Source organism: Pseudoroseomonas ludipueritiae, from assembly GCF_014490445.1.
Lineage (GTDB): Bacteria > Pseudomonadota > Alphaproteobacteria > Acetobacterales > Acetobacteraceae > Pseudoroseomonas > Pseudoroseomonas ludipueritiae.
In genome coordinates this window covers 16,536-40,956 of sequence record NZ_JACTUZ010000001.1, presented here as the reverse complement: position 1 = coordinate 40,956, position 24,421 = coordinate 16,536, and the positions used below count along the sequence as shown (strand labels likewise).

Annotated in this window: 22 protein-coding genes; 15 read left to right on the top strand and 7 right to left on the bottom strand. The window is 66.2% G+C overall.

Annotated elements, in window-relative coordinates:
* Window positions 1-36 precede the first annotated feature (36 nt).
* Window positions 37-1,215 (top strand): amidohydrolase, encoded by a 1,179-nt coding sequence (locus IBL25_RS00200; RefSeq protein WP_238940114.1) that lies wholly within the window; start codon window positions 37-39, stop codon window positions 1,213-1,215.
* The gene (locus IBL25_RS00195) at window positions 1,212-2,138 is read left to right on the top strand and encodes a nucleoside hydrolase (RefSeq protein WP_187776530.1); all 927 of its coding nucleotides are present in this window, start codon (window positions 1,212-1,214) and stop codon (window positions 2,136-2,138) included. The genes IBL25_RS00200 and IBL25_RS00195 overlap by 4 nt, the downstream gene beginning before the upstream one ends.
* Here the strand turns inward: IBL25_RS00195 and IBL25_RS00190 are convergent.
* Entirely contained in the window at window positions 2,135-5,077 is a 2,943-nt protein-coding gene (locus tag IBL25_RS00190; protein WP_187776529.1) for an ATP-binding protein, read from the bottom strand. The genes IBL25_RS00195 and IBL25_RS00190 overlap by 4 nt on opposite strands.
* A 1-nt stretch (window position 5,078) precedes the next feature.
* Window positions 5,079-6,026 carry a TRAP transporter substrate-binding protein gene (locus tag IBL25_RS00185; RefSeq protein ID WP_238940113.1) on the bottom strand — a complete coding sequence of 316 codons (948 nt, stop codon included), beginning with the start codon at window positions 6,024-6,026 and terminating at the stop codon, window positions 5,079-5,081.
* A 273-nt stretch (window positions 6,027-6,299) separates the two neighbouring features.
* On the opposite strand from IBL25_RS00185, the gene IBL25_RS00180 reads away from it, so the two are divergent.
* The gene (locus IBL25_RS00180) at window positions 6,300-7,043 is read left to right on the top strand and encodes a glycerophosphodiester phosphodiesterase (RefSeq protein WP_187776527.1); all 744 of its coding nucleotides are present in this window, start codon (window positions 6,300-6,302) and stop codon (window positions 7,041-7,043) included.
* Between the two features lie 2 nt (window positions 7,044-7,045).
* Here the strand turns inward: IBL25_RS00180 and mepA are convergent, their stop codons facing one another.
* From mepA to IBL25_RS00155, 5 genes are all read right to left on the bottom strand, one after another.
* Entirely contained in the window at window positions 7,046-7,795 is a 750-nt protein-coding gene (gene mepA / locus IBL25_RS00175) for a penicillin-insensitive murein endopeptidase (RefSeq protein ID WP_367615522.1), read from the bottom strand.
* 158 nt (window positions 7,796-7,953) lie between these two features.
* Window positions 7,954-8,250 carry a hypothetical protein gene (locus IBL25_RS00170; protein WP_187776525.1) on the bottom strand — a complete coding sequence of 99 codons (297 nt, stop codon included), beginning with the start codon at window positions 8,248-8,250 and terminating at the stop codon, window positions 7,954-7,956.
* An 18-nt stretch (window positions 8,251-8,268) separates the two neighbouring features.
* Window positions 8,269-9,642, bottom strand: a complete 1,374-nt coding sequence (locus IBL25_RS00165) for an HlyD family type I secretion periplasmic adaptor subunit (RefSeq protein ID WP_187776524.1) — start codon at window positions 9,640-9,642, stop codon at window positions 8,269-8,271.
* Window positions 9,639-11,402: a type I secretion system permease/ATPase gene (locus IBL25_RS00160; protein ID WP_238940111.1), complete on the bottom strand. Its 1,764-nt coding sequence runs from the start codon at window positions 11,400-11,402 to the stop codon at window positions 9,639-9,641. Before IBL25_RS00160 ends, IBL25_RS00165 begins: the two co-directional genes overlap by 4 nt.
* Window positions 11,403-11,626: 224 nt before the next feature.
* The gene (locus IBL25_RS00155) at window positions 11,627-12,034 is read right to left on the bottom strand and encodes a GtrA family protein (RefSeq protein WP_238940110.1); all 408 of its coding nucleotides are present in this window, start codon (window positions 12,032-12,034) and stop codon (window positions 11,627-11,629) included.
* A 176-nt stretch (window positions 12,035-12,210) separates the two neighbouring features.
* On the opposite strand from IBL25_RS00155, the gene IBL25_RS00150 reads away from it, so the two are divergent.
* The 12 genes from IBL25_RS00150 to IBL25_RS00095 all read left to right on the top strand — a co-directional run bounded on the left by IBL25_RS00150 (window position 12,211) and on the right by IBL25_RS00095 (window position 24,410).
* Complete coding sequence (locus tag IBL25_RS00150; RefSeq protein WP_187776522.1) at window positions 12,211-13,803, top strand: ABC transporter substrate-binding protein; 1,593 nt, start codon at window positions 12,211-12,213, stop codon at window positions 13,801-13,803.
* A gap of 178 nt (window positions 13,804-13,981) precedes the next feature.
* Window positions 13,982-15,583 (top strand): ABC transporter substrate-binding protein, encoded by a 1,602-nt coding sequence (locus IBL25_RS00145; RefSeq protein WP_187776521.1) that lies wholly within the window; start codon window positions 13,982-13,984, stop codon window positions 15,581-15,583.
* Window positions 15,584-15,593: 10 nt separating this feature from the next.
* A complete protein-coding gene (locus IBL25_RS00140) occupies window positions 15,594-16,535 on the top strand; it encodes an ABC transporter permease (protein ID WP_187776520.1) in 942 nt (313 codons plus the stop codon).
* On the top strand, window positions 16,532-17,446 hold the full coding sequence (locus tag IBL25_RS00135; protein ID WP_379656033.1) for an ABC transporter permease: 915 nt from the start codon (window positions 16,532-16,534) through the stop codon (window positions 17,444-17,446). Before IBL25_RS00140 ends, IBL25_RS00135 begins: the two co-directional genes overlap by 4 nt.
* A 5-nt stretch (window positions 17,447-17,451) precedes the next feature.
* Entirely contained in the window at window positions 17,452-18,441 is a 990-nt protein-coding gene (locus IBL25_RS00130; protein ID WP_187776519.1) for an ABC transporter ATP-binding protein, read from the top strand.
* 8 nt (window positions 18,442-18,449) lie between these two features.
* A complete protein-coding gene (locus IBL25_RS00125; protein ID WP_187776518.1) occupies window positions 18,450-19,502 on the top strand; it encodes an ABC transporter ATP-binding protein in 1,053 nt (350 codons plus the stop codon).
* A gap of 190 nt (window positions 19,503-19,692) precedes the next feature.
* Window positions 19,693-20,193, top strand: coding sequence for a (2Fe-2S)-binding protein (locus IBL25_RS00120; RefSeq protein ID WP_187776517.1), 501 nt, complete (start codon window positions 19,693-19,695; stop codon window positions 20,191-20,193).
* Window positions 20,194-20,205: 12 nt separating this feature from the next.
* On the top strand, window positions 20,206-21,000 hold the full coding sequence (locus tag IBL25_RS00115) for an FAD binding domain-containing protein (protein ID WP_187776516.1): 795 nt from the start codon (window positions 20,206-20,208) through the stop codon (window positions 20,998-21,000).
* 181 nt (window positions 21,001-21,181) lie between these two features.
* Window positions 21,182-21,958 carry a cold-shock protein gene (locus tag IBL25_RS00110; protein WP_187776515.1) on the top strand — a complete coding sequence of 259 codons (777 nt, stop codon included), beginning with the start codon at window positions 21,182-21,184 and terminating at the stop codon, window positions 21,956-21,958.
* Window positions 21,959-22,094: 136 nt separating this feature from the next.
* Entirely contained in the window at window positions 22,095-22,778 is a 684-nt protein-coding gene (locus IBL25_RS00105) for a GntR family transcriptional regulator (RefSeq protein ID WP_187776514.1), read from the top strand.
* A gap of 45 nt (window positions 22,779-22,823) precedes the next feature.
* Complete coding sequence (locus tag IBL25_RS00100) at window positions 22,824-23,303, top strand: cysteine dioxygenase family protein (protein WP_238940109.1); 480 nt, start codon at window positions 22,824-22,826, stop codon at window positions 23,301-23,303.
* Between the two features lie 120 nt (window positions 23,304-23,423).
* The gene (locus IBL25_RS00095; RefSeq protein WP_187776512.1) at window positions 23,424-24,410 is read left to right on the top strand and encodes an ATP-grasp domain-containing protein; all 987 of its coding nucleotides are present in this window, start codon (window positions 23,424-23,426) and stop codon (window positions 24,408-24,410) included.
* The last annotated feature ends 11 nt before the right edge of the window (window positions 24,411-24,421 follow it).

Here is a 24,421-nt window from a genome sequence, read left to right as displayed (position 1 = left end):
CATCATGACACGCCCAGCCTGCTTCGAGGATCAGCCATGCCCACGCCCCAGGCGCTCGCCGCCCTTGCCCCCTTGATGACCAACTGGAGGCGGGACCTGCATGCGCATCCCGAGCTTGGCTTCGAGGAGCGGCGCACCGCCGCCTTCGTCGCCGCCGAGTTGCGCGCCGCGGGCATCACGGTGGAGGAAGGGCTGGCGGTAACCGGCATCGTGGGCACGTTGCGCGGCTGCCCCGGCAACCGCGCCATAGCGCTGCGCGCGGACATGGATGCCCTGGCCATGACCGAGGCGACAGGCGTTGCCTATGCCAGCACCATCCCAGGCAAGATGCACGCCTGCGGGCATGATGGGCATACCGCCATGCTGCTGGGCGCGGCCAAATGGCTGGCAAGCCATCGGGATGGCTTCGCCGGCACCGTGCATTTCGTCTTCCAGCCTGCTGAGGAATCCCGTGGCGGCGGACAACGCATGGTGGCCGAAGGGCTTTTCGACCGCTTTCCCGTTGACGCTGTTTATGCCCTGCACAACCTGCCGGGCCTGCCGCTGGGCACCATCGCGGTGCCGAAGGGGCCGGTGCTGGCTTCCTCCGACACATGGCAGGCGGTGTTCCAGGGGCGCGGCACGCATGGCGCCAAGCCTCACCTGGGCACCGATGCCACGCTGGCGGCGGCACAATTCGTGGTTGCCCTGCAGAACATCGTCTCCCGCGAACTGGACCCGATGGGTGCTGGCGTCGTCAGCCTGGGCCACATGGCGGCCGGCCATGCCGATGCACCCAATGTCATTCCCGCCGAGGTGCTGCTGCGCGGCACCGCCCGCGCCCTGACCGCCGCCACGCGTGACCTGCTGGAGCAACGTATCGGCGCCATCGCGCAAGGCATGGCCGCCACTCATGACGTGGCGGTGGACTACACCTATACCCGCCGCCTCTCGCCCACGGTGAACCATGCCGCACAGGCGGCCACCATGCATGGCGCCGCCGCTGCTACGGTTGGCGCTGCCCGGGCGATGGATGACTATCCCGCCATCACCGCTGGCGAGGACTTTTCCGCGATGCTGGAGGCCTGCCCCGGCGCCTATGCCTGGCTGGGCACCGGCGCCCCGGCGCATCCCGCGGGCTTCCACCATAATCCGCACTTCGATTTCAATGACGAGGCGCTGACGACCGGCGCCGCCTTCCTGGCCAGCATCGTCGAGGCGGAACTGCCGGCATGACCCGCCGCGTCATCATTGACTGCGACCCCGGCACGGATGACGCCATCGCCCTCTGGCTGGCCCTTGCTTCGCCGGAGATCGAGGTGCCGCTGGTCACGGTGGCTGGCGGCAACGCGGGGTTGGCCAGTACCCTCGGCAACGCCAGCGCCATCATTGGCCTGACCGGCCAGAAGATCCCCCTGGTGGCCGGCGCCGACCGCCCGCTGCTGGGCACCTTCCGCGCGGATGTGAAGGTGCATGGCGCCGACGGCTTGGCGGGAATCCGGCTGCCGCAGGGGCCGGCAGCAACCCCTGGCGTCGCGTCCGATGCCATCCGCGGCTTGCTGCGTCAGGCAGCGCCTGGATCGGTGACCTTGCTGGGCATCGCTGCCGCAACCAACCTGGCTCTGGCCTTGGCCACCGAACCCGGCCTGGCTGACCGGGTGGAAGAAATTGTGCTGATGACAGGCGCGGTGGGCGAGGGGAACTGGACACCCGGCGCCGAGTTCAATGCCGCCATGGACCCCGAGGCCCTCGCCATCCTGCTCGCGGCGGGCCGCCCCACAACGCTGGTGACGCTGGAACTGACTGCCCAGGCCCTGGTGACGCCGGACCGCATCGCCATCCTGCGAACTCAGGGCGGTGGTTGCTGCCTCGCTGCCTGCTGCGATGTCATGGAGGCCGTTCCTGCATCGCGGCGCCTTGGTTTCCGTGGCCATCCGCTGCATGACCCCTGTGCCCTCGCCTGGGTCGTCAAGCCAGACCTCTTCACCGCGCGGGATGTGGCGGTGCAGGTGGAATGCGGCAGCGGACCCGGCCGCGGCCGCACGCATATCGACCGCTGGGGCCGCAGCGGCGCGGCACCCCATGTGCGGCTACTGGAAACGCTGGATGCCGATGGCTTCTTCGCGATGCTGGGCGAGCGGCTGGCAAATCTACCTTAGTTGTCGCCGTCCCGTGCGGCCTCGGCCACAGGGGCGGTTTCCAGCCAGCGGAGAACCTCGGGCAGCGTTTCTTGCAGAGCGGCGCGCACCTGCACCAGGGCTTCCTCGACCGTGTCACCGCCCAGGCTGCGGCCCAGCACTTCCAGTGCCTGCACCAGCCGCGCCGCGCCGAGAGTACGCGACACGCCGGTCAGCCGATGGATGGCGGCGCGCATCTGCGTTGCCTCCGTACCGGCATTCAAGGCGTTGAGCACTTCAGCGCCCCTGCGCAGTTCCACGGCGAATTCGGACATCACGGCCGGCGCGGCGGCGCCAAGGTCGCGTGTCAGGGCCCCGAAAGCCACAAGGTCTAAAACGGGCGACTGGCCAGCGGCCACAGCTACCGGCGCCGTTGCCGTGCGGCGGCCGAAGCCGGCTACCATCCGCAGCAGGCTTTCACGGTCGATCGGCTTCGAAAGATGCGCATCCATGCCGGCCGCCTTGCAGGCCTCCACCTGCTCCGGCAGCACCGAGGCGGTCACCGCGACAATAGGAACCTGACTCTGCGGCGGAGCGAGCTTGCGGATCTGCCGGGTGGCTTCCAATCCATCCATGACCGGCATCTGCAGGTCCATCAGCACCAGGTCGAAATCCTCCGCCTGCACCGCGGCAAGCGCTGCCGAGCCGTCTTCGACCAAGGTTACATGATGCCCGGCGCTGGTGAGCATGGCGCGTGCCACGAGCCGGTTGGCGGCGACATCGTCGACGACCAGCACACGGAGCGGCGTGTTCTGCGCAGGAATCCTGGCCGGGGCGGCTGCCTGGAGCGCCGGTTCCGCTTCCGTGGCGGATGTGGTCGGGGCCGAGGTAACGTTCTGGCCGGACAGTTCCACCTCGTGCAGGGGCAGTTCCACCCAAAAGAGGGCACCACCTTCAGGAGGGCTATCACAGCCGATGCGCCCACCCATCAGGGCCGCCAACTGCGAGGCGATGGCAAGGCCCAACCCCGTCCCGGTGCCAACATCGTTGCCAGTCGTCGGGGCCGCCAGTTGGACGAAATCCTGGAACAGCATGTGCTGCTGCTCGGGCGGAACGCCGGGCCCGCTATCCTGCACCTCCAGGCGGAGGATCTTGCCTTCCTCCAGCGGTATGGCGCGTAGCCAGATCTCCCCCTGTTCCGGGGTGAACTTCACAGCATTCGACAGGAGATTCAGCAGAAGCTGCCGCACCCGCGTCGGGTCCGCCATCACGGCCTGCGGCGTGCCGACCCGCACATCCAGATGGAACCGCTGTTCCTTGCGGACGATCTCCGGCCCCATCAGCGTGATGCAGCGTTCCAACAGGGGGCGCAGCTCCGTGGGTGCCGGGCGCATCTCCAGCCGACCCGCCGCGATCTTGGAGAGATCGAGAAGGCCGTTCACCAGATCGAGCAAGTGGCGAGCGGCATCATGCAGAGTTTGCAGCTGTTCCTTCTGGTCCGCCGTGACGCGCGGGTCGTTCATCAGAACCTGCGCGAAACCAAGGATACTGTTCAGCGGCGTCCGCAGCTCATGGCTCATGCGAGCCAGGAACTGGCTCTTGGCTTCACCGGCGGCAGCGGCGGCGTCGCGCGCCGCTGCCAGATCATCGATGGTGCGCTTGATTTCGGTGATGTCGGTGCGGATGCCAACCGTGCCGCCACCGGGTGTCGCGCGCTCCGTGATCAGCACCCAGCGACCATCGGGGAGCAGGCGTTCCATGGGGCGGTTCTCCCCTCGGTGCCACAAGCGCATCTCTTCCAGGAAGGCGTCAACATCCTCGCCTGCCTGCGGATACTGGCCGCGCTTGAAGCCTTCCCGCATGATATCGTCGAAATGCGCGCCCGGCCTGATGAACGGCGCGCTGACGCGGTAGAAGTCCTTGTAGCGGCTGTTGCAGGCCACCAGCCGGTCATTGGCATCCCACATGACGAAACCATCGGTCATCGAATCGATGGCATTCTCCAGCGTCGCGCGCCAGCGGCTGCGCTCGGCTTCCACCTTCTCCCGCTGCCGCAGTGCCAGGATCAGGGTCGCGGCGATGACCATCACCAGCGCCGCGAAGCCAGCGGAGATCATGTAGGCTCGGGTGCGCTCCCGCTCCCAACCCGCCAGGGCGGAATCGAGCTGCATGCTGACGGCCAGAGACAGCGTGGGATAGAGCGTCGGCCGCACGGCGGAGATGACGTGGGAGCCGTCGAAGCGGCTCACGGAAGTGAAGACCTCGCCACCATCCTGTTGTGTCAGGCGTTCGGCTGAGGGCGGCAGCAGCTTATGGCCGATCAGCGTCTCGTCATGCGGCAGGCTGGCCATGAGCGTACCATCGTCGCGCTCGAGCGCGATGCGTAGCCCGGCACCTTCGCCACTGACGGCCAGCAGCGTACTGATAACCGGAACCGGAACTTCCGCCACGGCGATCAGCGGCCCCGCCTGTGGCAGGCTGATGCGGCGGGCCAGGAACAATGCCCATTCGCCAGTAGCCGGATTGCGGAACGGTCCGCCGATCAGCACCTGCCCGGCACGCGAGCCGCTTTCGAAGAAGGACGATGTCAACGAGGTAGGCAGTGGACGGCGACGCGACACGGCGAGGCCGGAAGCGACAGGATTGCCATCCGGCCGCACCAGCAGAACATCCCGGAACGTGAAGTTCTGGTTGTTCAACTCGCGCAGCACGCGGTTGACCACCGTCATGTCCAATGTGCCATCGGCCGACAGGGAGGCAAGGATCGGCGGCAGCCCCGCCAGCATCGCATCCACGGATACGAGGTTGCGGTTCAGCGAGGCTTCGACGGCACGCGCGATGCGCTGCACCGTGTCGGAAGCAGCACTCCTGGCTGCCTCCCGTGCCCGGCTGACAAGCAGGCCAGTGGTTACCCATTGTGCCAGCAAGAGAGTGGCAACACCGAAGATGACGGCCAGCCGCAGCCGCCGGGAATGCGGCATGTCAATTCGCATGGGCGGGGATGCCGAGAGTTGGTCCGAGGTAGCGGTTCCAGGCGTCGGCGCAGTCCGCACCGCAGCGGTCCACCCAGCGGGGAAGAACGGTCTGCACCAGCAGACTCCGGCGGCGGGCGTCGTCCGCGGGAGTCACCGGAACGATGTTCAGGCTGCCGCGAGGGCCACCGCCGCAACTGGGCTTGCCGGCGCTGCAATCGAGCCCGTCGCCTGACTCGCGCGCCACACTCTCCCAGATATTGTCCTCAAGCTCGGCGAGGCCCTTGCGGATGGTGTCGCGGACCTCCTGCGGTAGCGCGCGCCAGGCTTCCTGGTTCGCGCCGAAGACCGAGACACCCCAGGTCAGGGCCATGGAATGGATATGGCTGGTGACTTCCTGCAAGCCGACCGCCAGGCCGGAGAGCGTACCGGTCACGGCACATTCCACCACGCCCGCCTTCATCGCCTGCACGACACCGGCGAAGGGAATAACGACCGGTGTGGCACCCAGTGCCTCGAACATCTCGGTCTGGCCGACGGAGGATGTGCGGACCCGGCGCCCCGTCAGATCGCCCAGCCCGGTGAAGGGGCGGCGGCACCAGGTGACCTGCGCCGGGTAGGTATAGACGGCCAGAAGCTCGATGCCGTAGCGCTCCTGGAGGATCTGTTTCAGGTGCGGCCGGTAGAGCCGCACCGTCTGACGCAGGCTGGCCAGGTCAGGGTTCAGCGCGGGCAGATCCACCGCGTTGAACTCCGGCTCCTCGGAGGAAACGATGGCCAGAAGGGCGGTGCCGAAGGGCACCACGCCGAGGCGCATCAATTGCAGCATTTCCTCGGCGCGGAAGCCGGCGCGGTCGAAAGGGGCGATCTCACCCGCCACGCGGCCATTCGTCAGCTCGCTGATCCGCTTGCGCCAGAAGGGCTCCTCGAACCGAACGTATTGCGATACATCGGCCAAGCCACCAACGATCTTGAGACGCAGTGGCTCATCTGCCGCCCGAGCCCGGCCGTGCAGCGCGGCGCCGAAGACACCGAGCAGGAGAAGCGCACGACTCCAACGAAGCATGCGGGCCGAAGAGATGGCAAACATCGTTCTGATCCTCATGCCCGGCCGCCGTAGCGATGACGAGAAACAGACTACAAGATCTCGTGCGCGGAACCAACCGCCACAGTGCGTCCGCAGCAAAGCCAACAACAACCTGTAACAGCTAAAGAGCTACCGAACCGTCCTATGCCGAATCGTTACCAAGCCGACATCGTCAGCCATCGCGGGGGCACCTTCCTCTGGCCCGAGAATAGCCTAGAAGCCTTTGGGAACAGCTTGATGCTGGGCATCGAGCAGGCGGAGTGCGATGTGCATCTCTCCGCCGACGGGATTCCGGTCGTGATCCACGATCCGGTACTGCAACGGACCACGGAGGCACAGGGCTCGGTCGCTGCGCTTTCCGCTGAAGCCCTGGGACAAATCCGGCTGCGCGGCGGCCGTGGCGGGACCATCCCAACGCTGGCCGAGGTCGCCACCCTGTTCACCGGCAAATCCATGCAGCTTCAGGTGGAGGTGAAGCCCGACATTACCGGCGCGGCTTACCCTGGCCTGCTGGACCGCAGCCTCGCTGTCCTGGATAAGGCGGGCATCCGCTCCCAATGCCGCATCATCGCCTTCGACGCCGAGGTCGCCGCCGCTGCCCAGCAAGCCGGTGGGCTGGCGGGCGTGATCTGGCTCTTCGAGCGCCGCCTGCTGCAGGCGGTGGGGGCGGAGGGCGTGATCGCGGTCGCGCGGGCCTATGGCTTCAACATGGTGGAGACCGATGTGGTGGCGCTGGATGCGGAACTCTGCGACCGCTTCCGTGCCGCCGGCCTGCGGCTGGGCGCCTGGGGCGCCAACCATGCGGAAACGCTGAAGAAGGCCTTCTCCCTGCGGCTTGACGCCGTGGCCACGGACAACCCGGTGCTGGCCACCGAGTTGCGGGGCTGAGGCTAAGGCGCCGCCACGACACCGGCGCAAGCCGCTGGCAAGCGTGGCGCCGCCGCGGGCGGGCGGGGAGCCGGTGCGGGTTGGCTGGGCCTGGGGGCGAACCACCAGTCCAGGCTCGAGTCACAGCCATCCCCTGGTGGCACCGGCGCCTGATCCTGGCAACCACGCTGCCCGGCGGGGCAGCGCATCCGGACATGCATATGAGAGTCATGGCCGTGCCAGGGGCGCACCCGGCGCAGCCAGGGCTCACCCGCATGGCTAAGGCACAGCGCCCGCTTGATGGCCGGATTGACGAAGATACGATCCACGCCCGGTTGCTCGGCGGCCAGGCGGATCAGTGTCACATGGCGTGGGGAGTAGAGACCGGGTTCGACATCATGGCCGTCCCGGCGGACGAGGGAAGGGACCTCGATGGCTTCGCGCGCTGTCCTGGACGTTGCTCCCCGCTGGGTGACATCGAGCCATATATCTGCATCAAGCCCGATTTGATGGCTTGCATGACCCCAGGGCATCCGTCCCCCGCGGGGCTGCCCGAGATCCCCGATCCATAGCGGCGGCAGCCCGTTGCGGCGGGCTGCGGCGCTCAGGTCACGTAGCATCCCGGTCAAGGCCGGGTGCCCCCAGAAGCGGTTACGCGAAATACGCACCATCTCCCATCCCGGCCCCTCCGCCGGCATGGCCACGGCGCCGGCGATACAGCCAAGCCCGTGCGTGCCGATCGACTGTGGAGTGTCCGAGGTCGGTCTGCTCACCGCCGCCCAGGTGCTGGGCGGCGGATCTGCAGCCAAGGCCGGTGCCTCCGGCAGAGGCGTGGCAAGCAGAAGCCAGAGGAGATGCCGAAGCTTAAGGGTCAAGACCGGCTATCCGGAAGCCAGACGGCGAGCGTGCCGCGCCGCCTGTCTGCCAGGCCTCAGCTACCCGAGAAGCGGAAGGCGCCGGGCATCGCGTCCGCCTCGCCAGGCGAAGCGGCCGGGGCCGCATTGCCGGGCTGCTGCGCCTGCGATTGTTTCACCTTGGCGTCGATCTGCTTCAGCAGGGTCAGCAGGCCATTGGTGAAGGCCGGAAGCTGCACCACCGGGATCACCAACTGCCCGCAGGCGGCGGGGGAGCCATCCGCCTTGGTTTGTGCCAGCGTCAGCCGCGCCACGCCGAAATTGACGCTCGCATCGAGGATGCCATCGGCGAAGACGGTCGGTTGATCAGGCATCGGATCTCCTTGGACTGATTATTGCTCGCGGAAGGCGCGATGGAAGCTGTCGAACACCGGCTGGGCGATGTAGCGGAAGAAGCTGCGGCTACCGGTCTGGATCTGGGCTTCCACCGGCATGCCAGCACGGAGTTCCACATCCTTCAAGCGGGCCAGCTGCTCCTGGTCCACCGTCACCTGCACACGATAGTGGCTGGCGCGGGTGCGGTCATCCATCGTCACGTCGCTGGCGACGTAGGTGACATGGCCATGCAGGAAGGGCACCAGCCGCTGCTTGAAGGCAGGCAGGCGGATCTCCGCCTGAAGGCCGGGATAAACCACGTCGATGTCGCTGGGTGAGAGCTGCACTTCCGCCACCAGCCGGTCATGGCTGGGCACCAGCTCCATCACCGGCTCCCCGGCCCGGACCACCGCGCCAAGGTTGAAGAAGCGGCTGGCGATGATGGTGCCATCCTCCGGCGCCACGATGTCACGGCGGGTCACCACGTCCTGGGCGGCGCGCAGCTTCTCCTCGGCCTCGTTCAACCGCACGCTGACTTCACGCGCCTCCGTGGAGACCTCGGCCAGCCGCTGGTCGCGCACCTGCCGCATCTGGCTGCGGGCTTCCTCGGCCGCGGCGGCGGCGCGCTCGGTCTGCCCGATCAGGTCCTGCAGGTTGCCCTCGAGCGAGGCGGCATTGCGCTGCAGCGCCAGCAGGCGCGGCATCCGCTCCAGGCCCTGGGCCACCAGGGTGCGGACATCGTTCTCCTCGCGCTTGATCAGCTCCAGCTGCCGCTTCTGGCTGCCGATCTGCGCCTGGGCGGAGACGGCGGTGGCCTCGTGCTGGGCGATGCGGGCGTCCAGGACCTGGATCTGGCTCACCAAGCTGGCCTGGCGGGCAGCGAAGAGCGTGCGCTGGCCGGTCATGGCCTCCAGCGCTCGCGGGTCATTGGCGGAGAGCAACTCGGGCGGGAAGGCGACTTCGCTGGCGCTCTGGTGCTCGGCCTTCAGGCGGGCGGATTGCGCCAGCAGCGCCCAGCGCTGTCCCACCAGAGTCTCCAGATTGGCGGCCGACTGGGCATCGCCCAGGCGCATCAGCACCTGCCCGGCCTTCACCTGGTCACCATCCCGCACCAGGATCTCGCGCACGATGCCGCCTTCCAGGTGCTGGATGGTGCGGCGGTTGCCTTCGCTGCGGATCTGGCCGGGAGCGATAGCGGCCTCTGCCAGGGGCGCCAGCACCGACCAGGCCAGGAAGCCACCAAAGAAGACCACGATCGCCACGATGCCCAGCCATACGGCACCCGAGGTGCGTGGGCGGCTGTCGTTCATGTGGCCGGGCGAAAGCGGCGGCAGGCCGGGACGGCCCGGCAGGGCTGGGGACTTCGCGTCCGATGTGGTGGTGATGCTCATGCGGTGCCTCCCGGAGCCAGACGGCCGGCGGCCTGTTGAGTTGCGGCGGTGGCCGGACGGGGCGGCGGCATCAGGCGGCGCAGCACCTCGGCACGCGGGCCGAACATTTCCGCGGCGCCATCCTTCAGCAGCAGGACCTTGTCCACCCCTTGGACCAGGGCGGGGCGATGCGAAACCAGCACCACGGTGGTGCCGCGTTCCTTCAGGGCCTCGACCCCGCGTTGCAAGGCGGCCTCGGCGTCGCCGTCGAGGTTGGAGTTGGGCTCGTCCAGCACCACCAGCTTGGGGTTTCCGAACATGGCGCGGGCCAGCCCGACCAGCTGGCGTTGGCCGCCGGAGAGGTGCTGGCCGCCCTCGCCGATCTCGGTGTCATAGCCCTGCGGCAGGCGCAGGATCATCTCATGGCAGCCGGCCAGCCGGGCCGCGGCGAAAACCGTCTCCGGGTCGGCATCGGCCATGCGGGCGATGTTCTGGAACACGGTGCCGTCGAACAGTTCCACGTCCTGCGGCAGGTAGCCGATATGGCGGCCGAAATCCTCCCGCTTCCAAGTGAAGACATCGGCGCCATCCAGCCGAACATTGCCAGCGGTCGGTGCCAGCGTGCCGATCAGCAGGCGGATCAATGTGGTCTTGCCGGCGGCGGAAGGGCCGATGATGGCCAGGCTCTCACCGGGCTCCAGGGTGAAGGAGACGCCCTTGATGATGGCCATGGGCTGGCCCGGCACGGCATAGGCGACGCGCTCGGCGGCAACGCGGCCGGTGGGCTCGGGCAGCGGCAGGCCCGGCGGGCGGATGCGCGGCATGGACAGGAAGACCTTCAGGCGCTTCAGGGCCTGGCGGGTTTGAACAAGCCCCTTCCAGCCGCCGATCAGCTGCTCCACCGGTGCCAGCGCCCGGCCCATGATGATGGAGCCGGCGATCGAAGCGCCAGACGTCAGCTCCTGCTGCAGCACCAGGTAGGCGCCGATGCCCAGCACGGCGAGCTGCACCGCGAGGCGGAAGAACTTGGTGGCCGAGAGCAACATGGCGGCACGGTCGGCTGCCTTCTGCTGCGGGGCAGTGGCCTGGGACATGCTGTCCCGCCAGTGCCGCATCACGGCATTGCCCATGCCCATGCTGTCGATCACCTCGGCATTGCGGGCGATGGCATCCGCCCGGCGCTGCGCCGCCATGCTGGCGGTGCTGGCCTGCCGCAGCAGGGCGGAGGTGGTGAACTCATTCAGCAGGGTGAGGCCGAACAGCAGCACCGCGCCACCGAGGGCAATGCAGCCCATGATGGGATGCAGCACAAAAATAGCGCCGAGATAGATCGGCACCCAGGGCACGTCGTAGACGGCCAGGGCGCCGGTGGAGCCGAGCCAGGAGCGGCAGACCCCGAGGTCGCGCAACGCTTCCATCCGGTAGGGGCGGCCGCGTAGCTGGGCTTCCAGGGCGCGCTCGAAACCCTCCGGTGCCACGCGCGATTCGATCCATGCCGCAGCGCGCTGCATCACCTGGCCACGCACCGCCTCCAGAACCGCCAGCAGCAGGATGGCGCCAACGGCGATGACGGTCAGGAAGAGCAACGTATCAAGGCTGCGGGTGGCCAGCACCCGGTCGAAGACCTGCATCATATACAGTGACACGGTCAGCTGCAGCAGGTTCACCACGCCGCTGAAGAGGCCGACGGCTACGAACTCGCGGCGGCAGGCGGCGATGGCGCGGGACAGAAGATTGCTGGAATCGATCTCGACGCCAGGCATGCGGGATGACGCGTTCATGCGGTTCGTGTTCTCTCAGCCTCGGAAGGCCGGAACGACGGCGGAAAAAGACATGCAGCCGGGAACTCCGTGCGCCTCGCCGGGAAGAAGACCATGAACCCTTAATAGCCAAGATCTCGTAAAGGCTCTATTGTCCATCCAGCCAGGCCGCAGCTTCGAAATTGCTGATGGAGGCCCTTGTAGTCCCGCATGGGGTGCGTTGCACCATTTAAAAAGATTTATCGTCAACTTCCTGTGATGCTTCCGGTGCGGACCGTGTGAAAGACAAAGCGGCGACTAAGCAAAAAATTACCGCCAAGTCCTGCTATCGCGCCTGCCGCGACCGCAACTACAGGATGCCTGGACGCTACTGGCCAGTAGGTCACTAATAATATGTAGGTCCCATAATTGATGGCGAAGCCGAGCAGGTTGACCAGCAGGAACATGGTCCACTGGCGGCTGCGGCGGCTGCGGTCCGCCTGCCGGAAGGTCCAGGCGCGGTTGAGCGCCCAGTTCGTGGAAGCCGCCGCAACATAGGAAATCACCCGCCCAAGGTAGAGCCCCGTCCCCAGCGACAGCGCCGCGTAAAGCATGGCGGTATCGACCAGGAAGCCGAGCGTTCCGACCACGCCGAAGCGCAGGAACTCGCCCATCAGTGCGAGATGCCGGGGGCTGAAACGGCCAGGCAGGGGGATCAATGGCATGCCACGGCATAGGCAGCTGGCACAGGGCTGCCAAGGGGTAGCATACCGATTACCTCTTGCGTCGGAACCAGGGGTCGGCTTCCCTCCGTCCCGCAAGATTCGCATGGGTGGGAGAAGCTAAACGAATGCTCAGACGCCAGTTGTTCGCCGGCGCCGCGGGTGCCGCCATGAGTTCTGCCCTCCCACGCGTCTCCGTGGCTCAGCGCGCCAGCGCCCGGACGTTGAAGTTCATCGCCCAGGCGGATCTGGCTGTAGTCGATCCCATCATCACCACCGCTTATGTCAGCCGTAACCATGCCTATATGGTGTGGGACACGCTCTATGGCATGGACGAGAACTTCAAGCCGCAGCCGCAGATGGTCGAGGGCCATGCGGTGGAGGACGGCGGCAAGCGTGTCACCATGACGCTGCGCCCCGGCATGAAGTTCCACGATGGAGAGCCGGTCAGGGCCAGCGACGCCGTGGCTTCCATCCGCCGCTGGGCGGCACGGGATGCCTTGGGGCAGGTGCTGTTCTCGGTTCTGGACGACCTTTCGGCCAGCGATGACAGGACCATCGCCTTCCGCCTGAAGCGGCCTTTCCCGCTGTTGTTCGAAGCGCTGGCCAAGCCTTCCACGCCCGTCTGCTTCATCATGCCCGAGCGCCTGGCCCAGACGGACCCGGCGACGGCCGTGAAGGAGGTCATCGGCTCCGGCCCCTTCCGCTTCAGGCAGGATCAGCGGGTGCCCGGCAGCCTCATCGTCTATGAGAAGTTCGCCGACTATGTGCCTCGCGCAGAAGGCACCTCCAGCTGGACCGCCGGCCCGAAACACGTGCATTTCGATCGCGTCGAATGGCATGTGATGCCGGATGCCGCCACAGCAGCAGCCTCGCTTCAGAACGGCGAAATGGACTGGTGGGAGCAGCCCACGGGGGACCTGCAGCCAGTGCTGCGCCGCTCCCGCGACATCGTGCTGGAGATACCCGACCCGACGGGTCTGGTGGGCATGGCACGCTTCAACCACCTGCATCCGCCCTTCAACAACCCGGCTATCCGCCGCGCGCTGCTGGGGGCGGTGAGCCAGGAAGACTTCATGACGGCGGTGATCGGCACTGACCGCAAGCTCTGGCGCGATGGCGTCGGTGTCTTCCCGCCGGAGACGCCGCTGGCCAGCGATGCCGGCCTGGAGGTGCTGACCAGCCCGCGCGACTACGACAAGGTGAAACGGGACCTCGCCGCCGCCGGCTACAAAGGCGAGAAGGTGGTGCTGATCGCCGCTTCCGACTTCCCCTCGCTCAATGCCCTGGCGCAGGTGGGCCACGATATGCTGCAGAAATGCGGCATGAACGTCGAATTCGTTTCCACAGACTGGGGCTCGGTGGTGCAGCGGCGCGCGAGCCGGGAGCCGGTGGAGAAGGGGGGGTGGAGCATGTTCTTCACCTTCTGGGCTGGCCTGGACATGGTGAATCCAGGTGTGCAGCAGGCGCTACGTGGGCACGGACAGGCAGCATGGTTCGGCTGGCCCACGGCGCCCAAGTTGGAAGAATTGCGCAATGCCTGGTTCGAGGCAGCCGACCTTGCCGCCCAGAAGGAGATCGGGCGGCAGATCCAGCTGCAGGCCTTGCAGGACGTGCCGTATCTGCCCGTGGGACAGTACTTCCAGGCTACGGCCTATCGGCGTGACCTGACCGGTGTGCCGAAGGGTCTGCCGTTGTTCTGGAACGTAAAGAGGGCCTGAACCCCGGGCTTTGCCGTTTTCTAAGGCAGGGAGCGCAGTGTCTTCAGCAAGAGGCACCGCATTTTCCTGTGGATCATCAGTAGCGACATCATGGCACGGCATGTGCTTGGTGTTTGTCTGATCCGGCCATGCATCTCGCAGGGCCCTGGCTTCGGCGACGAACGGGGTGAGAGTGACAATGGAACGAAGGTCCTTTCTGAAGACCGGCCTGGCCGGTGGCGTTCTGGCATCGACCGGCGGCCTGGCAGCCCCAGCGCTTGCCCAGGGCACAGCGGCACGAACCCTCCGCTTCGTGCCGCAGGCGAACCTCGCCAATTTCGACCCGATTTGGGGCAGTCAGTATGTGGTGCGAAACGCATCTCTGCTGGTCTGGGACACGCTCTACGGGGTCGATGCTGAGATCGTTCCGCGCCGCCAGATGGTCGAGGCGGAAGAGGTTTCAGGCGATGGGCTGGTCTGGACCTTCAGGCTGCGCCCTGGCCTGAAGTTCCACGACAACGAGCCGGTGCGCGCCCGCGACGTGGTGGCCAGCCTGAACCGCTGGGCCGTGCGCGACCCCATGGGCCAGATGATCCGCGCGCAGCAGAACGAGCTGGTGGCGGTGGATGACCGTACCTTCCGCTGGTCCCTGAAGAAGCCCTATCCGAAGATGCTGCTGGCGCTGGGCAAGAACAACGCGCCCTGTGCCTTCATCATGCCGGAGCGCATCGCGCGGACCGATCCTTTCCAGCAGATCACCGAGTATGTCGGCTCCGGCCCTTTCCGCTTCGTGCGAGAGGAATGGGTGCCGGGTGCCAAGGCCGTTTTCGCGAAGTTCGATGGTTATGTATCGCGTGACGAGGCGCCGAGTTGGCTCGCCGGTGCCAAGCGGGTGCTGGTGGACCGGGTGGAATGGGTGGTGATGCCCGATCCCGCCACAGCTTCCGCCGCATTGCAGAATGGCGAGGTGGATTGGTGGGAAAATCCTATCGCCGACCTCGTGCCTATCCTGAAGAGGAACCGCAATATCGAAGTGGATATCGCTGATCCGCTTGGAAATGTGGGCAGCTTCCGGATGAACCATCTGCACCCGCCTTTCAACGACCCGCGCGCCCGCCGAGCCGTCCTGATGGCGCTGAGGCAGGAAGACTACATGCGCGCCCTGGTCGGTGAGGATCAGAGCCTCTGGAAGGAGATGGGCGGCTTCTTCACGCCCGGTACCTCACTCTACACGGAGGCTGGTGGCGAGATCCTGAAGGGCCGCCGCGACATCGATGGCGCCCGGAAGCTGCTGGCTGAGGCTGGATATGGCGGCCAGCCGATCACGCTGCTGGTGGCCCAGGACCAGCCGATCACCAAGGCATTCGGCGATGTCAGCGCGGACCTCCTCAAGCAGATCGGTATGAACGTGGATTTCGTGGCGACCGACTGGGGCACGGTGGGGTCCCGCCGCGCCGTCAAGGCGCCGCCGGGGCAGGGGGGATGGCATATCTTCCACACCTGGCATGCCGGCGCCGATTGCATCAATCCCGCGCCCTATACGGCGATGCGTGCCAACGGGGATGCCGCCTGGTTCGGCTGGCCCAAGAGCGACGCCATCGAAGCCGCGCGAGATGAATGGTTCGCCGCCAGCGACCTCGCTGGCGAGAAAGCGGCCGTGGACAAGATGAACGCGGCTGCCGTGGACTTCGGTCTCTTCGCGCCTACGGGATTTTTCTTGTCCTACCAGGCTTGGCGTAAGAACATCTCGGGTGTCGTGAAAGCGCCCGCGCCGTTCTTCTGGGGTGTCTCAAAAACCTGATCGGATTATCATGCTCGCCTATACCATCCGACGCGTCGCCGCGACGATTCCCGTCATGGCGATTGTCGCGCTCTTCGTATTCAGCCTTTTGTACCTGGCGCCGGGTGACCCGGCGGCGGTTATCGCCGGCGACCAGGCGACGCCTGCCGACGTGGAGCGGATTCGTGCCAGCCTGGGGCTGGACCGCCCGTTCTTGATCCGCTTCGGTGAGTGGGCCTGGAACATCGTGCGCGGTGACCTTGGCTTGTCCATTTTCACCAACCTGCCGGTGACGCGCATGATCGCGCAGCGGATCGAGCCGACGCTGTCGCTCATGGTTGTCACGTTGATCCTCGCCATCAGTGTGGCGGTGCCGCTTGGTGTTGTCGCTGCCTGGAAGTCCGGCTCCTGGATCGACCGGCTGGTGATGAGCTTTGCCGTTCTGGGTTTCTCGGTCCCCGTTTTCGTCGTGGGTTATCTGCTGGCCTATGTTTTCGCGCTGGAGTTCGACTTGCTGCCGGTGCAGGGCTACACGCCGATTTCAAATGGCTTCTGGCCCTGGCTGCAAAATCTGATTCTGCCGGCCATTTCCCTGGGCGGCGTCTATATCGCCCTGATCGCCCGCATCACGCGCGCGACCATGCTGGAGATCCTGCAGCAGGATTACATCCGCACTGCCCGGGCCAAGGGCGCCGGGCAGCGTACCATCCTCTTCCTGCATGCGCTGAAGAACGCGGCGGTGCCGATCGTCACCGTCATCGGCATCGGCGTCGCGCTGCTGATCGGCGGTGCGGTCGTCACGGAAAGCGTCTTCGCGATCCCTGGCCTGGGCCGCCTGACAGTGGATGCCATCCTGCGCCGTGACTATCCGGTCATCCAGGGCGTGATCCTGCTGTTCTCCTTCGTTTACGTGCTGGTCAATCTGCTGATCGACCTGAGCTACACCCTGTTCGACCCGAGGATCCGGTATTGAGCACCACCGTCCTTCCGCCCGGCGGAACCCCCGCCGCGGCGCCCCAGATGCCGGACATCCTGCCCGACCGCCGCGCGCGGAAGGGCTTCCTCGGCTACCTGTATCGCTACCCCACCATTGCCATCGGTGGCTTCCTGCTGCTGGTGATGTTGGCCATCGCCATCTTTGCGCCTTTCCTGTGGACCAAGGATCCGACCGCCCTGGCTCCGGCCATGCGGACCCGGCCGCCGGGTGAGCGCTGGTGGTTTGGTACGGACATGCTGGGCCGGGACGTGTATTCCCGCGTGCTGTACGGCACCCGCGTTTCGCTGATGGTCGGCTTCGGCGTGGCCATCGCCTCCTCGGTGATCGGCCTGTTCATCGGCCTCGTGGCCGGCTTCATTCGCTGGGCCGACAGCATCATCATGCGCGTCATGGACGGGCTGATGTCGATCCCGTCCATTCTGCTCGCCATCGCCCTGATGGCGCTGACCCGTGGCTCCGTCGGCAACGTCATCCTGGCCATCACCATCGCGGAGATCCCGCGCGTGTCCCGCCTGGTGCGTGGCGTCGTGCTGAGCCTGCGCGAGCAGCCCTATGTCGAGGCGGCGATCGCCTCCGGCACGCGAACGCCTGTCATCATCTGGCGGCACATCCTGCCGAACACCCTGGCGCCCATGACGGTCCAGGCGACCTATATCTGCGCCAGCGCCATGATCGCCGAAGCCATCCTGAGCTTCATCGGGGCCGGCACGCCGCCGATCATCCCGTCCTGGGGCAATATCATGGCCGAGGGTCGGGCACTGTGGCAGGTGAAGCCTTATATCGTGTTCTTCCCGGCGATCTTCCTTTCCATCACCGTGCTGGCGGTGAACCTGCTGGGCGACGGCCTGCGGGATTCGCTCGACCCGCGCCTGGCGAAGCGGGTGTAAGCACCATGGCACTCCTCGAAGTCGAAAACCTGCAGACGCATTTCGCCACGGCCGATGGCGTCAACCGTGCCGTGGATGGCCTGACCTTTTCCGTGGAAGCCGGTGAGACGGTGGCCATCGTCGGTGAATCCGGCTGCGGCAAGTCCGTGACCTCCATGTCCATCCTGCGGCTGATCCCGGAGCCGCCGGGCAAGATCGCCGGCTCCATCCGCTTCAACGGCAAGGACCTGTTGAAGCTCTCGGACCGCGAGATGCGCGCCATCCGCGGCAACGAGATCAGCATGATCTTCCAGGAGCCGATGACCTCGCTGAACCCGGTGCTCTCCATCGGCCAGCAGATCGGCGAGGCGCTGCGGTTGCACCAGGGCCTGTCCAAGAAGGAAGCCGAGGCGCGCGCGGTGGAGATGCTGCGCCTCGTCGGCATCCCGGCTCCGGACAAGCGGGTGAAGGAATATCCCCACCAGCTTTCCGGCGGCATGCGGCAGCGTGTCATGATCGCGATCGCTCTGGCCTGTAACCCGAAGCTGTTGATCGCCGATGAGCCGACCACCGCGCTCGACGTGACCATCCAGGCGCAGATTCTGGACCTGATGCGGGATCTGAAGCACCGCGTTGGCGCGGCCATTGTGCTGATCACCCATGACCTGGGCGTGGTGGCCGAGGTCGCGGAGCGGGTGATCGTCATGTATGCCGGCCGGAAGGTTGAGGAAGCGCCGGTCAACGAGCTCTTCACCAACCCGAAGCACCCCTATACCAAGGGCTTGCTAGGCGCGGTGCCGAAGCTGGGTTCTTCCCTGACGGGGGAGAGCACGCGGCTGGCGGAAATCCCCGGCCTCGTGCCGAGCCTGAAGAAGCGGATCCAGGGCTGTGTCTTCGCCAGCCGCTGCCCGCAGCAGACTGAACTCTGCCTGGAGATCGCCCCGGCGCTGGAGGAGAAGGCGCCCCGCCACCAAGCCGCCTGCCATTATGCGACCAAGGAGGCTGTGCCAGCATGAGTGCGACCATGAGCCGAACCGCGCCCCAGTCCACCGTTCACGCCGGCCGCCCGCTCCTGGAGGTCAACGACCTCAAGAAGCACTTCCCGATCAAGGCGGGCTTCTTCGGGGGCACAACCGGTTACGTCTATGCCGTGGATGGCGTGTCCTTCCATGTCAACAAGGGCGAGACGCTCTCGCTGGTCGGCGAGTCCGGCTGTGGCAAGTCCACGGTGGGCAAGACCATCCTTCGCCTCTACAGCCCGACGGGTGGACAGGTGGTGTTGGACGGGCAGCGTATCGACGACCTGTCGGACAACAAGCTGCGGCCTGTCCGCCGCCGGGTGGGCGTGGTCTTCCAGGACCCGTTCAGCAGCCTGAACCCACGCATGCGGGTGCGTGACCTGCTGGCTGAGCCGATCCGCAACTTCGGGCTGGCGAAGAACTCCGCCGATCTCGAAGAGCGTCTTGGCAAGCTGATGGACACGGTGCGGCTGCCTCGAGACGCGGTGAACCGTTTCCCGCATGAGTTCTCCGGCGGCCAGCGTCAGCGCATCTGCATCGCGCGCGCCCTGGCTGGTGAGCCCGAGCTGATCATCTGCGACGAGGCTGTCTCGGCGCTGGACGTGTCGGTGAAGGCGCAGATCGTGAACCTGCTGCAGGACCTGCAGAAGGAACTTGGTCTGGCGCTGCTCTTCATCAGCCATGACCTTGCGATCGTCGAGCACATGACGCATCGCGTGGCCGTGATGTACCTGGGCAAGATCGTCGAGATCGCGCCGAAGCGCAGCCTCTTCGCCGCGCCCAAGCACCCTTATACCGAGGCCCTGCTCTCGGCCGTGCCAGTGCCGGAGCCGGGCTCGGCGCGAGAGCGCATCATCCTGAAGGGCGATGTGCCGAGCCCGATCCGCCCACCTTCCGGCTGCCGCTTCCACACCCGCTGTCCCTATGCCTTCGACCGCTGCAAGAGCGACGAGCCGCGCCTGCAGCAGACGGTGACGGGACACTGGGCGGCCTGCCACCTGCACGATCTGCCGGAGAGCCAGAACCCGTTGGCCCGCAGCGTGCCGGAATACGCCTGAGTAACGATGGAGAAGGGGCTTCGGCCCCTTTTCTTGCGCCTTTATTTGCGAACGCATCGCATTCGCGGATTTCTTCTGGCGAGAACCGTTCTGATCATGCTGGGCTGACTTGACGGAGCCCCAGCGGCGGATGACTCTTCATGCCCGATCGCCGCGCGTCGCGGCGTCTTCGCCTCCGGAGGATCCGCCAATGCCGCAGGTCACACTGACCGTGAACGGCCAGAATCATACGGTCGAGGTCGAAAGCCGCACCCTGCTCGTGGAACTGCTGCGAGAGAAGCTGCGCCTGACGGGCACGCATGTCGGCTGCGACACCAGCCAGTGTGGCGCCTGCGTGGTCCATATCAACGGCGACAGCGTGAAGGCTTGCACCATCCTGGCGGTGCAGGCCGAAGGCGCGCAGGTCACTACCATCGAAGGCCTGGCCGCTGCCGATGGTGCGCTGCACCCGATGCAGGAAGCCTTCCGCGAGTACCACGCGCTGCAGTGCGGCTTCTGCACCCCCGGCATGGTGATGAGCGCCATCGACCTGGTGCAGAAGAACCCCCAGGGCCTGACGGAGCATGACATCCGCGAGGGGCTGGACGGCAATATCTGCCGCTGCACCGGCTACCATAACATCGTCAAGGCGATCGCCGCCGCGGCGGAGGTAATGCACGGCAAGCGCGCCGAGCTGGCGCCGGCTGGCTGAGGAGGGCAGGGCATGTACGATTTCGAGTACCACAAGCCCAGCACGGTGGCCGATGCGGTCAAGATCCTGGCCGCCGACCCGGATGCGAAGCCGATTTCCGGTGGCATGACGCTGCTGCCGGCGCTGAAGCACCGGCTGAACCGGCCGACGGCGCTGGTAGACCTCGGCGGCATCGCGGAACTGCGCGGCGTGAAGCGCGAAGGCGATGCGCTGGTGATCGGCGCGATGACCAAGCATTATGAAATCGCCACCGACCCGCTGGTGAAGGAAGGCATCCCGGCGCTGGCCCGCATGGCGGCCACCATTGGCGACACCCAGGTCCGTAACCGCGGCACGCTTGGTGGCAGCCTGGCCAACAATGACCCCGCGGCGGATTACCCGGCGGCCGCTCTGGCACTGAATGCCACCTTCATCACCAACAGCCGCCGTATCCCGGCGGACGAGTTCTTCCTCGGCATGTTCACCACGGCGCTGGAGCCGGGCGAGTTGCTGGTGGCCGTTTCCTTCCCGATCCCCCAGAAGGCCGGCTATGCCAAGCTGCGCAACCCGGCCAGCCGTTATTCCATGGCGGGGGTTTTCCTGGCCAAGGGGCCTTCGGGGGTGCGGGTGGGCGTGAACGGCGCCGGCCCCTGTGCCTTCCGGCAGCCGGATATGGAAGCGGCACTGTCTTCCAATTGGTCTGCTGGCGCGCTGGAAGGCGTGAAGCAGTCGCCGGACGGGCTGAACAGCGATATCCATGGTAGTGCCGAATATCGCGCGCATCTGGTGGGCGTGATGGCCAAGCGCGCCATCGCCGACGCCGGCTAAGGCAGGGTGGAGAGGGGGCGGCGCTGCCGGCCCCTCACGACTCCTGGCGGCCGCCGAAAAACAAGCCACTCCTTCGTGAATCTCACCGATTCGGCTAGCAATCGTTGCCTTGTGGTGCAAGGATGTTGGGGCCGGTCCTGCATCCCGTCGGGCCGTGTAGTTTTTACGGATACGAGACGCAGTGTTGCCGGACAACAATTCGCAGGGTGGCACCGGGCCGATTGAGGCCGAGGTGAAGTGGTACAATGGCCGTAAGGGGTTCGGCTTTGTACTGGGCCCGGATGGCCAGGACGTGTTCTTCCACGCGTCGGCCCTGACCGAAGCGGGAATCGAACCCCCCGAGACCGGCGACAAGCTGGTCTGCGAGATTGGCTCCGACCGGCAGGGGCGCCGGCTGGTCACCAAGATCCATGAGCGTAAGCTGGGCCCGGGCGGCGGTGACCGCCCGCGCCGCGACTTTGGCGGTGACCGCTTCGGCGACCGTCCGCCGCGCCGCGACTTCGGCGACCGTCCCCCTCGTCGTGACTTCGGCGGCCCGGGTGGCGGCTTCGGTGGCGGCTTCGGCGACCGCCCGCCGCGTCGTGACTTCGGTGGTGGCGACCGCTTCGGCGGTGGTGGCTTTGGCGACCGCCCGCCGCGCCGCGACTTCGGTGGTGGCGACCGCTTCGGTGGCGGCGGCGGCTTCGGCGCGCCGCGCTCCTTCGGTGATCGTCCGCCGCGCCGCGACTTCGGCCGCGATGAGGGTGGCCCGACCTATGCCGTGAATGGCACTGTGAAGTGGTTCGACCAGGTGCGCGGCTTCGGCTTCGTGACGCCGGACGATGGTGGTCAGGACGTGTTCCTGCACTCCTCCGTTCTGCAGCGCGCCGGCAAGCAGGACGTGCAGCAGGGCGAGAAGGTGGCGCTGGAAGTGAAGGACGGACAGCGCGGCCGTCAGGCTGTGGTGATGAAGGACTAACCTTCGCGCTGTAGCGAATGGCTTCAAGAACCCCTGGTGCCTCGCGGTACCAGGGGTTTTTGCGTATTTGGCTGCGTCCTTGCGCCGCCAGAAGCAGGCTGATATCGTTGTGACATGTCAGTGGACGCTTAGCTGCATGTCACTCATTGCCTCGCTTGATACTCCACTTTCCCTCACTGAGCAGGCAGTCAGCCTGCTGCGGAGGGAGATCCTGACAACCCGCATGCGCCCAGGTGCCACACTGAGCGAAGCTGTGGTGGCGCAGCAGCTGGGACTTGGGAAAGCGCCGGTCAGGGCCGCGCTGGCAAGGCTGGCAGAGGAGGGGCTGGTGCAGGCCGTGCCTCGCCGTGGATGGACCGTGTCGTTGGTGACCATCCGCGACATTCATGAGGTTTTTGGCCTGCGATTACTGCTGGAACCGGAGGCCGCGCGATTGGCTGCCGGCCGTGTGGACGCTGAACTCCTGCGCCGCCTCGACTCCATTTGCGCCTGTGGCTACCAGCCGGATGACGAGGAAAGCACCCACGCCTTTCTGGACGCCAATAAGGCCTTCCACGTTACGTTGGCTGAACTCTCAGGCAATGGGCGCCTGGCACGGCAGGTTGACCGGCTGCTGGACGAGAGTACCCGCATGCTGGCGCTCGGTCTTAGGCGCCGTGATCGCAATGGTGAGATGGCCCACGAGCATCATGCACTGATCGAGGCACTGGCACTCGGCCATGCCGCTGAAGCCGCAGCCATCATGAGGCAGCAGGTGGCGGCATCGCAGGCTATGGTCCTGGCGGCGCTGACAGCGCCTGATGCGCTGACAGCGGTGTAAGCGGCCATGGCCTTTGCCGCACCTCGCAGGACGAGCCTTTCCGCCATGTTGGCCGACATTCACCATGCCGTAGCAGGTGATGCCCCCGGGTGCCCGCGCCGCGTTGCGGCCGCCATTCATGCCTATCTTCACGACCCAGAGCTATTAGACGGGATCGCCTGCCCTAGTTGCCCGAATGGTTATATCCGTCATCTTCTTCACGCTGACTCCAGCGGTCGCTATGCCGTGGTGGCCTTGGTCTGGCGGCCGGGGCAGATGAGCCCAGTGCATGCCCACCGCACTTGGTGCGCGCTCGGGGTGCATCGTGGCGTGCTGTCGGAAGCTTTTTACGATCTTCCTGAGGGCAATTCTTCTCCCTGCCAGACTGCAACGCTCCTACGAGGACAGGGCGCAGTCTCCTTTGGCCCAGCTGATTTGCGCACGATCCACCGTCTCGCGAACCTCGGAACGGCAGAGGCGGTTTCCATTCATGTTTATGGCGCAAGCTTTGACCGCTTTGGTCAGGATGTGAATCACCTATTTTGACATATAGAATAGTGGATAACTGAGAAACCAGCATTCTTTCCACTGGAATGGCGTGGCGGCATGGGCATATACCGGGCCATATACGCGCTATACGCCCAGACGCGGTGGAAAGGATTCGTCATGACCAAGGCCTATGTGATTCACGAGAATCCCGCTTGGCTGCCTCCTCTCGCGGAGGCTTTTGACCGCATCGGCCTGCCCTGGGCTGAGTTGGACCTTTCCCGTGGCGTCTTCGACCTCTCCGCCGTGCCGCCGGAAGGCGTCTACTACAACCGGATGAGCGCCTCCTCCCACACGCGGGGGCACCGTTATTCCGCGGAGCTGACCGCTGCCGTGCTGGCTTGGCTGACGCGCCACGGCCGCCGGGTGGTGAATGGGCCCCGCGCGCTGGATCTGGAAATCAGCAAGGTCCGGCAATATGCGGCGCTTGAAGCCGCGGGCCTTTCGGTTCCCCACACTGTTCTGGTGCAGGACGGCCCGCAGGTGCTGATCGAGACTGCCCGTCGCTACTTTGGCGAAGGGCCGGTGATCCTGAAGCCGAACCGGGGCGGGAAGGGCCTTGGCGTACGCCTTTTCACTTCGCCTCAGGCTCTCGCGGATCAGCTGGCGACCCTGCCGGAGGATGAAGCGCCGATCGACGGCATCTGGCTGCTGCAGGAATATATCCGCGCGCCGCGTCCGGTGATCACCCGCGCCGAGTTCGTGGGCGGCCGCTTCGTTTACGCGGTGGAGGTTGATACGACGGCGGGCTTCGAACTCTGCCCGGCGGATGTCTGCGCCATCGGCGATGCGGCTTGCCCCGTGGGCACCCAGCCTGCGCCGGCCGCCGCGCCCCGCTTCAGCATCCTGCCGGAAGGCAGCGTGGAGCCGGCCCTGCGGGAGCGCCTGGAAAGCTTCCTGTTCAACAGCGGTATTGATGTGGCGGGCGTGGAGTTCATCCGCAAGGCCGATGGCCGCGCGCTGGTCTATGACGTAAACACCAATACCAACTACAACGCTGCCGCTGAGGAAGCTGCCGGTGTCGCCGGCACCGCCCGCTCCGGCCCGGGCGCCCTGGCGGCCTTCCTGGCGAAGGAGCTGGCGGCGAAGGAACTGCTGGCCGCCTGAAGCCCAGCGGA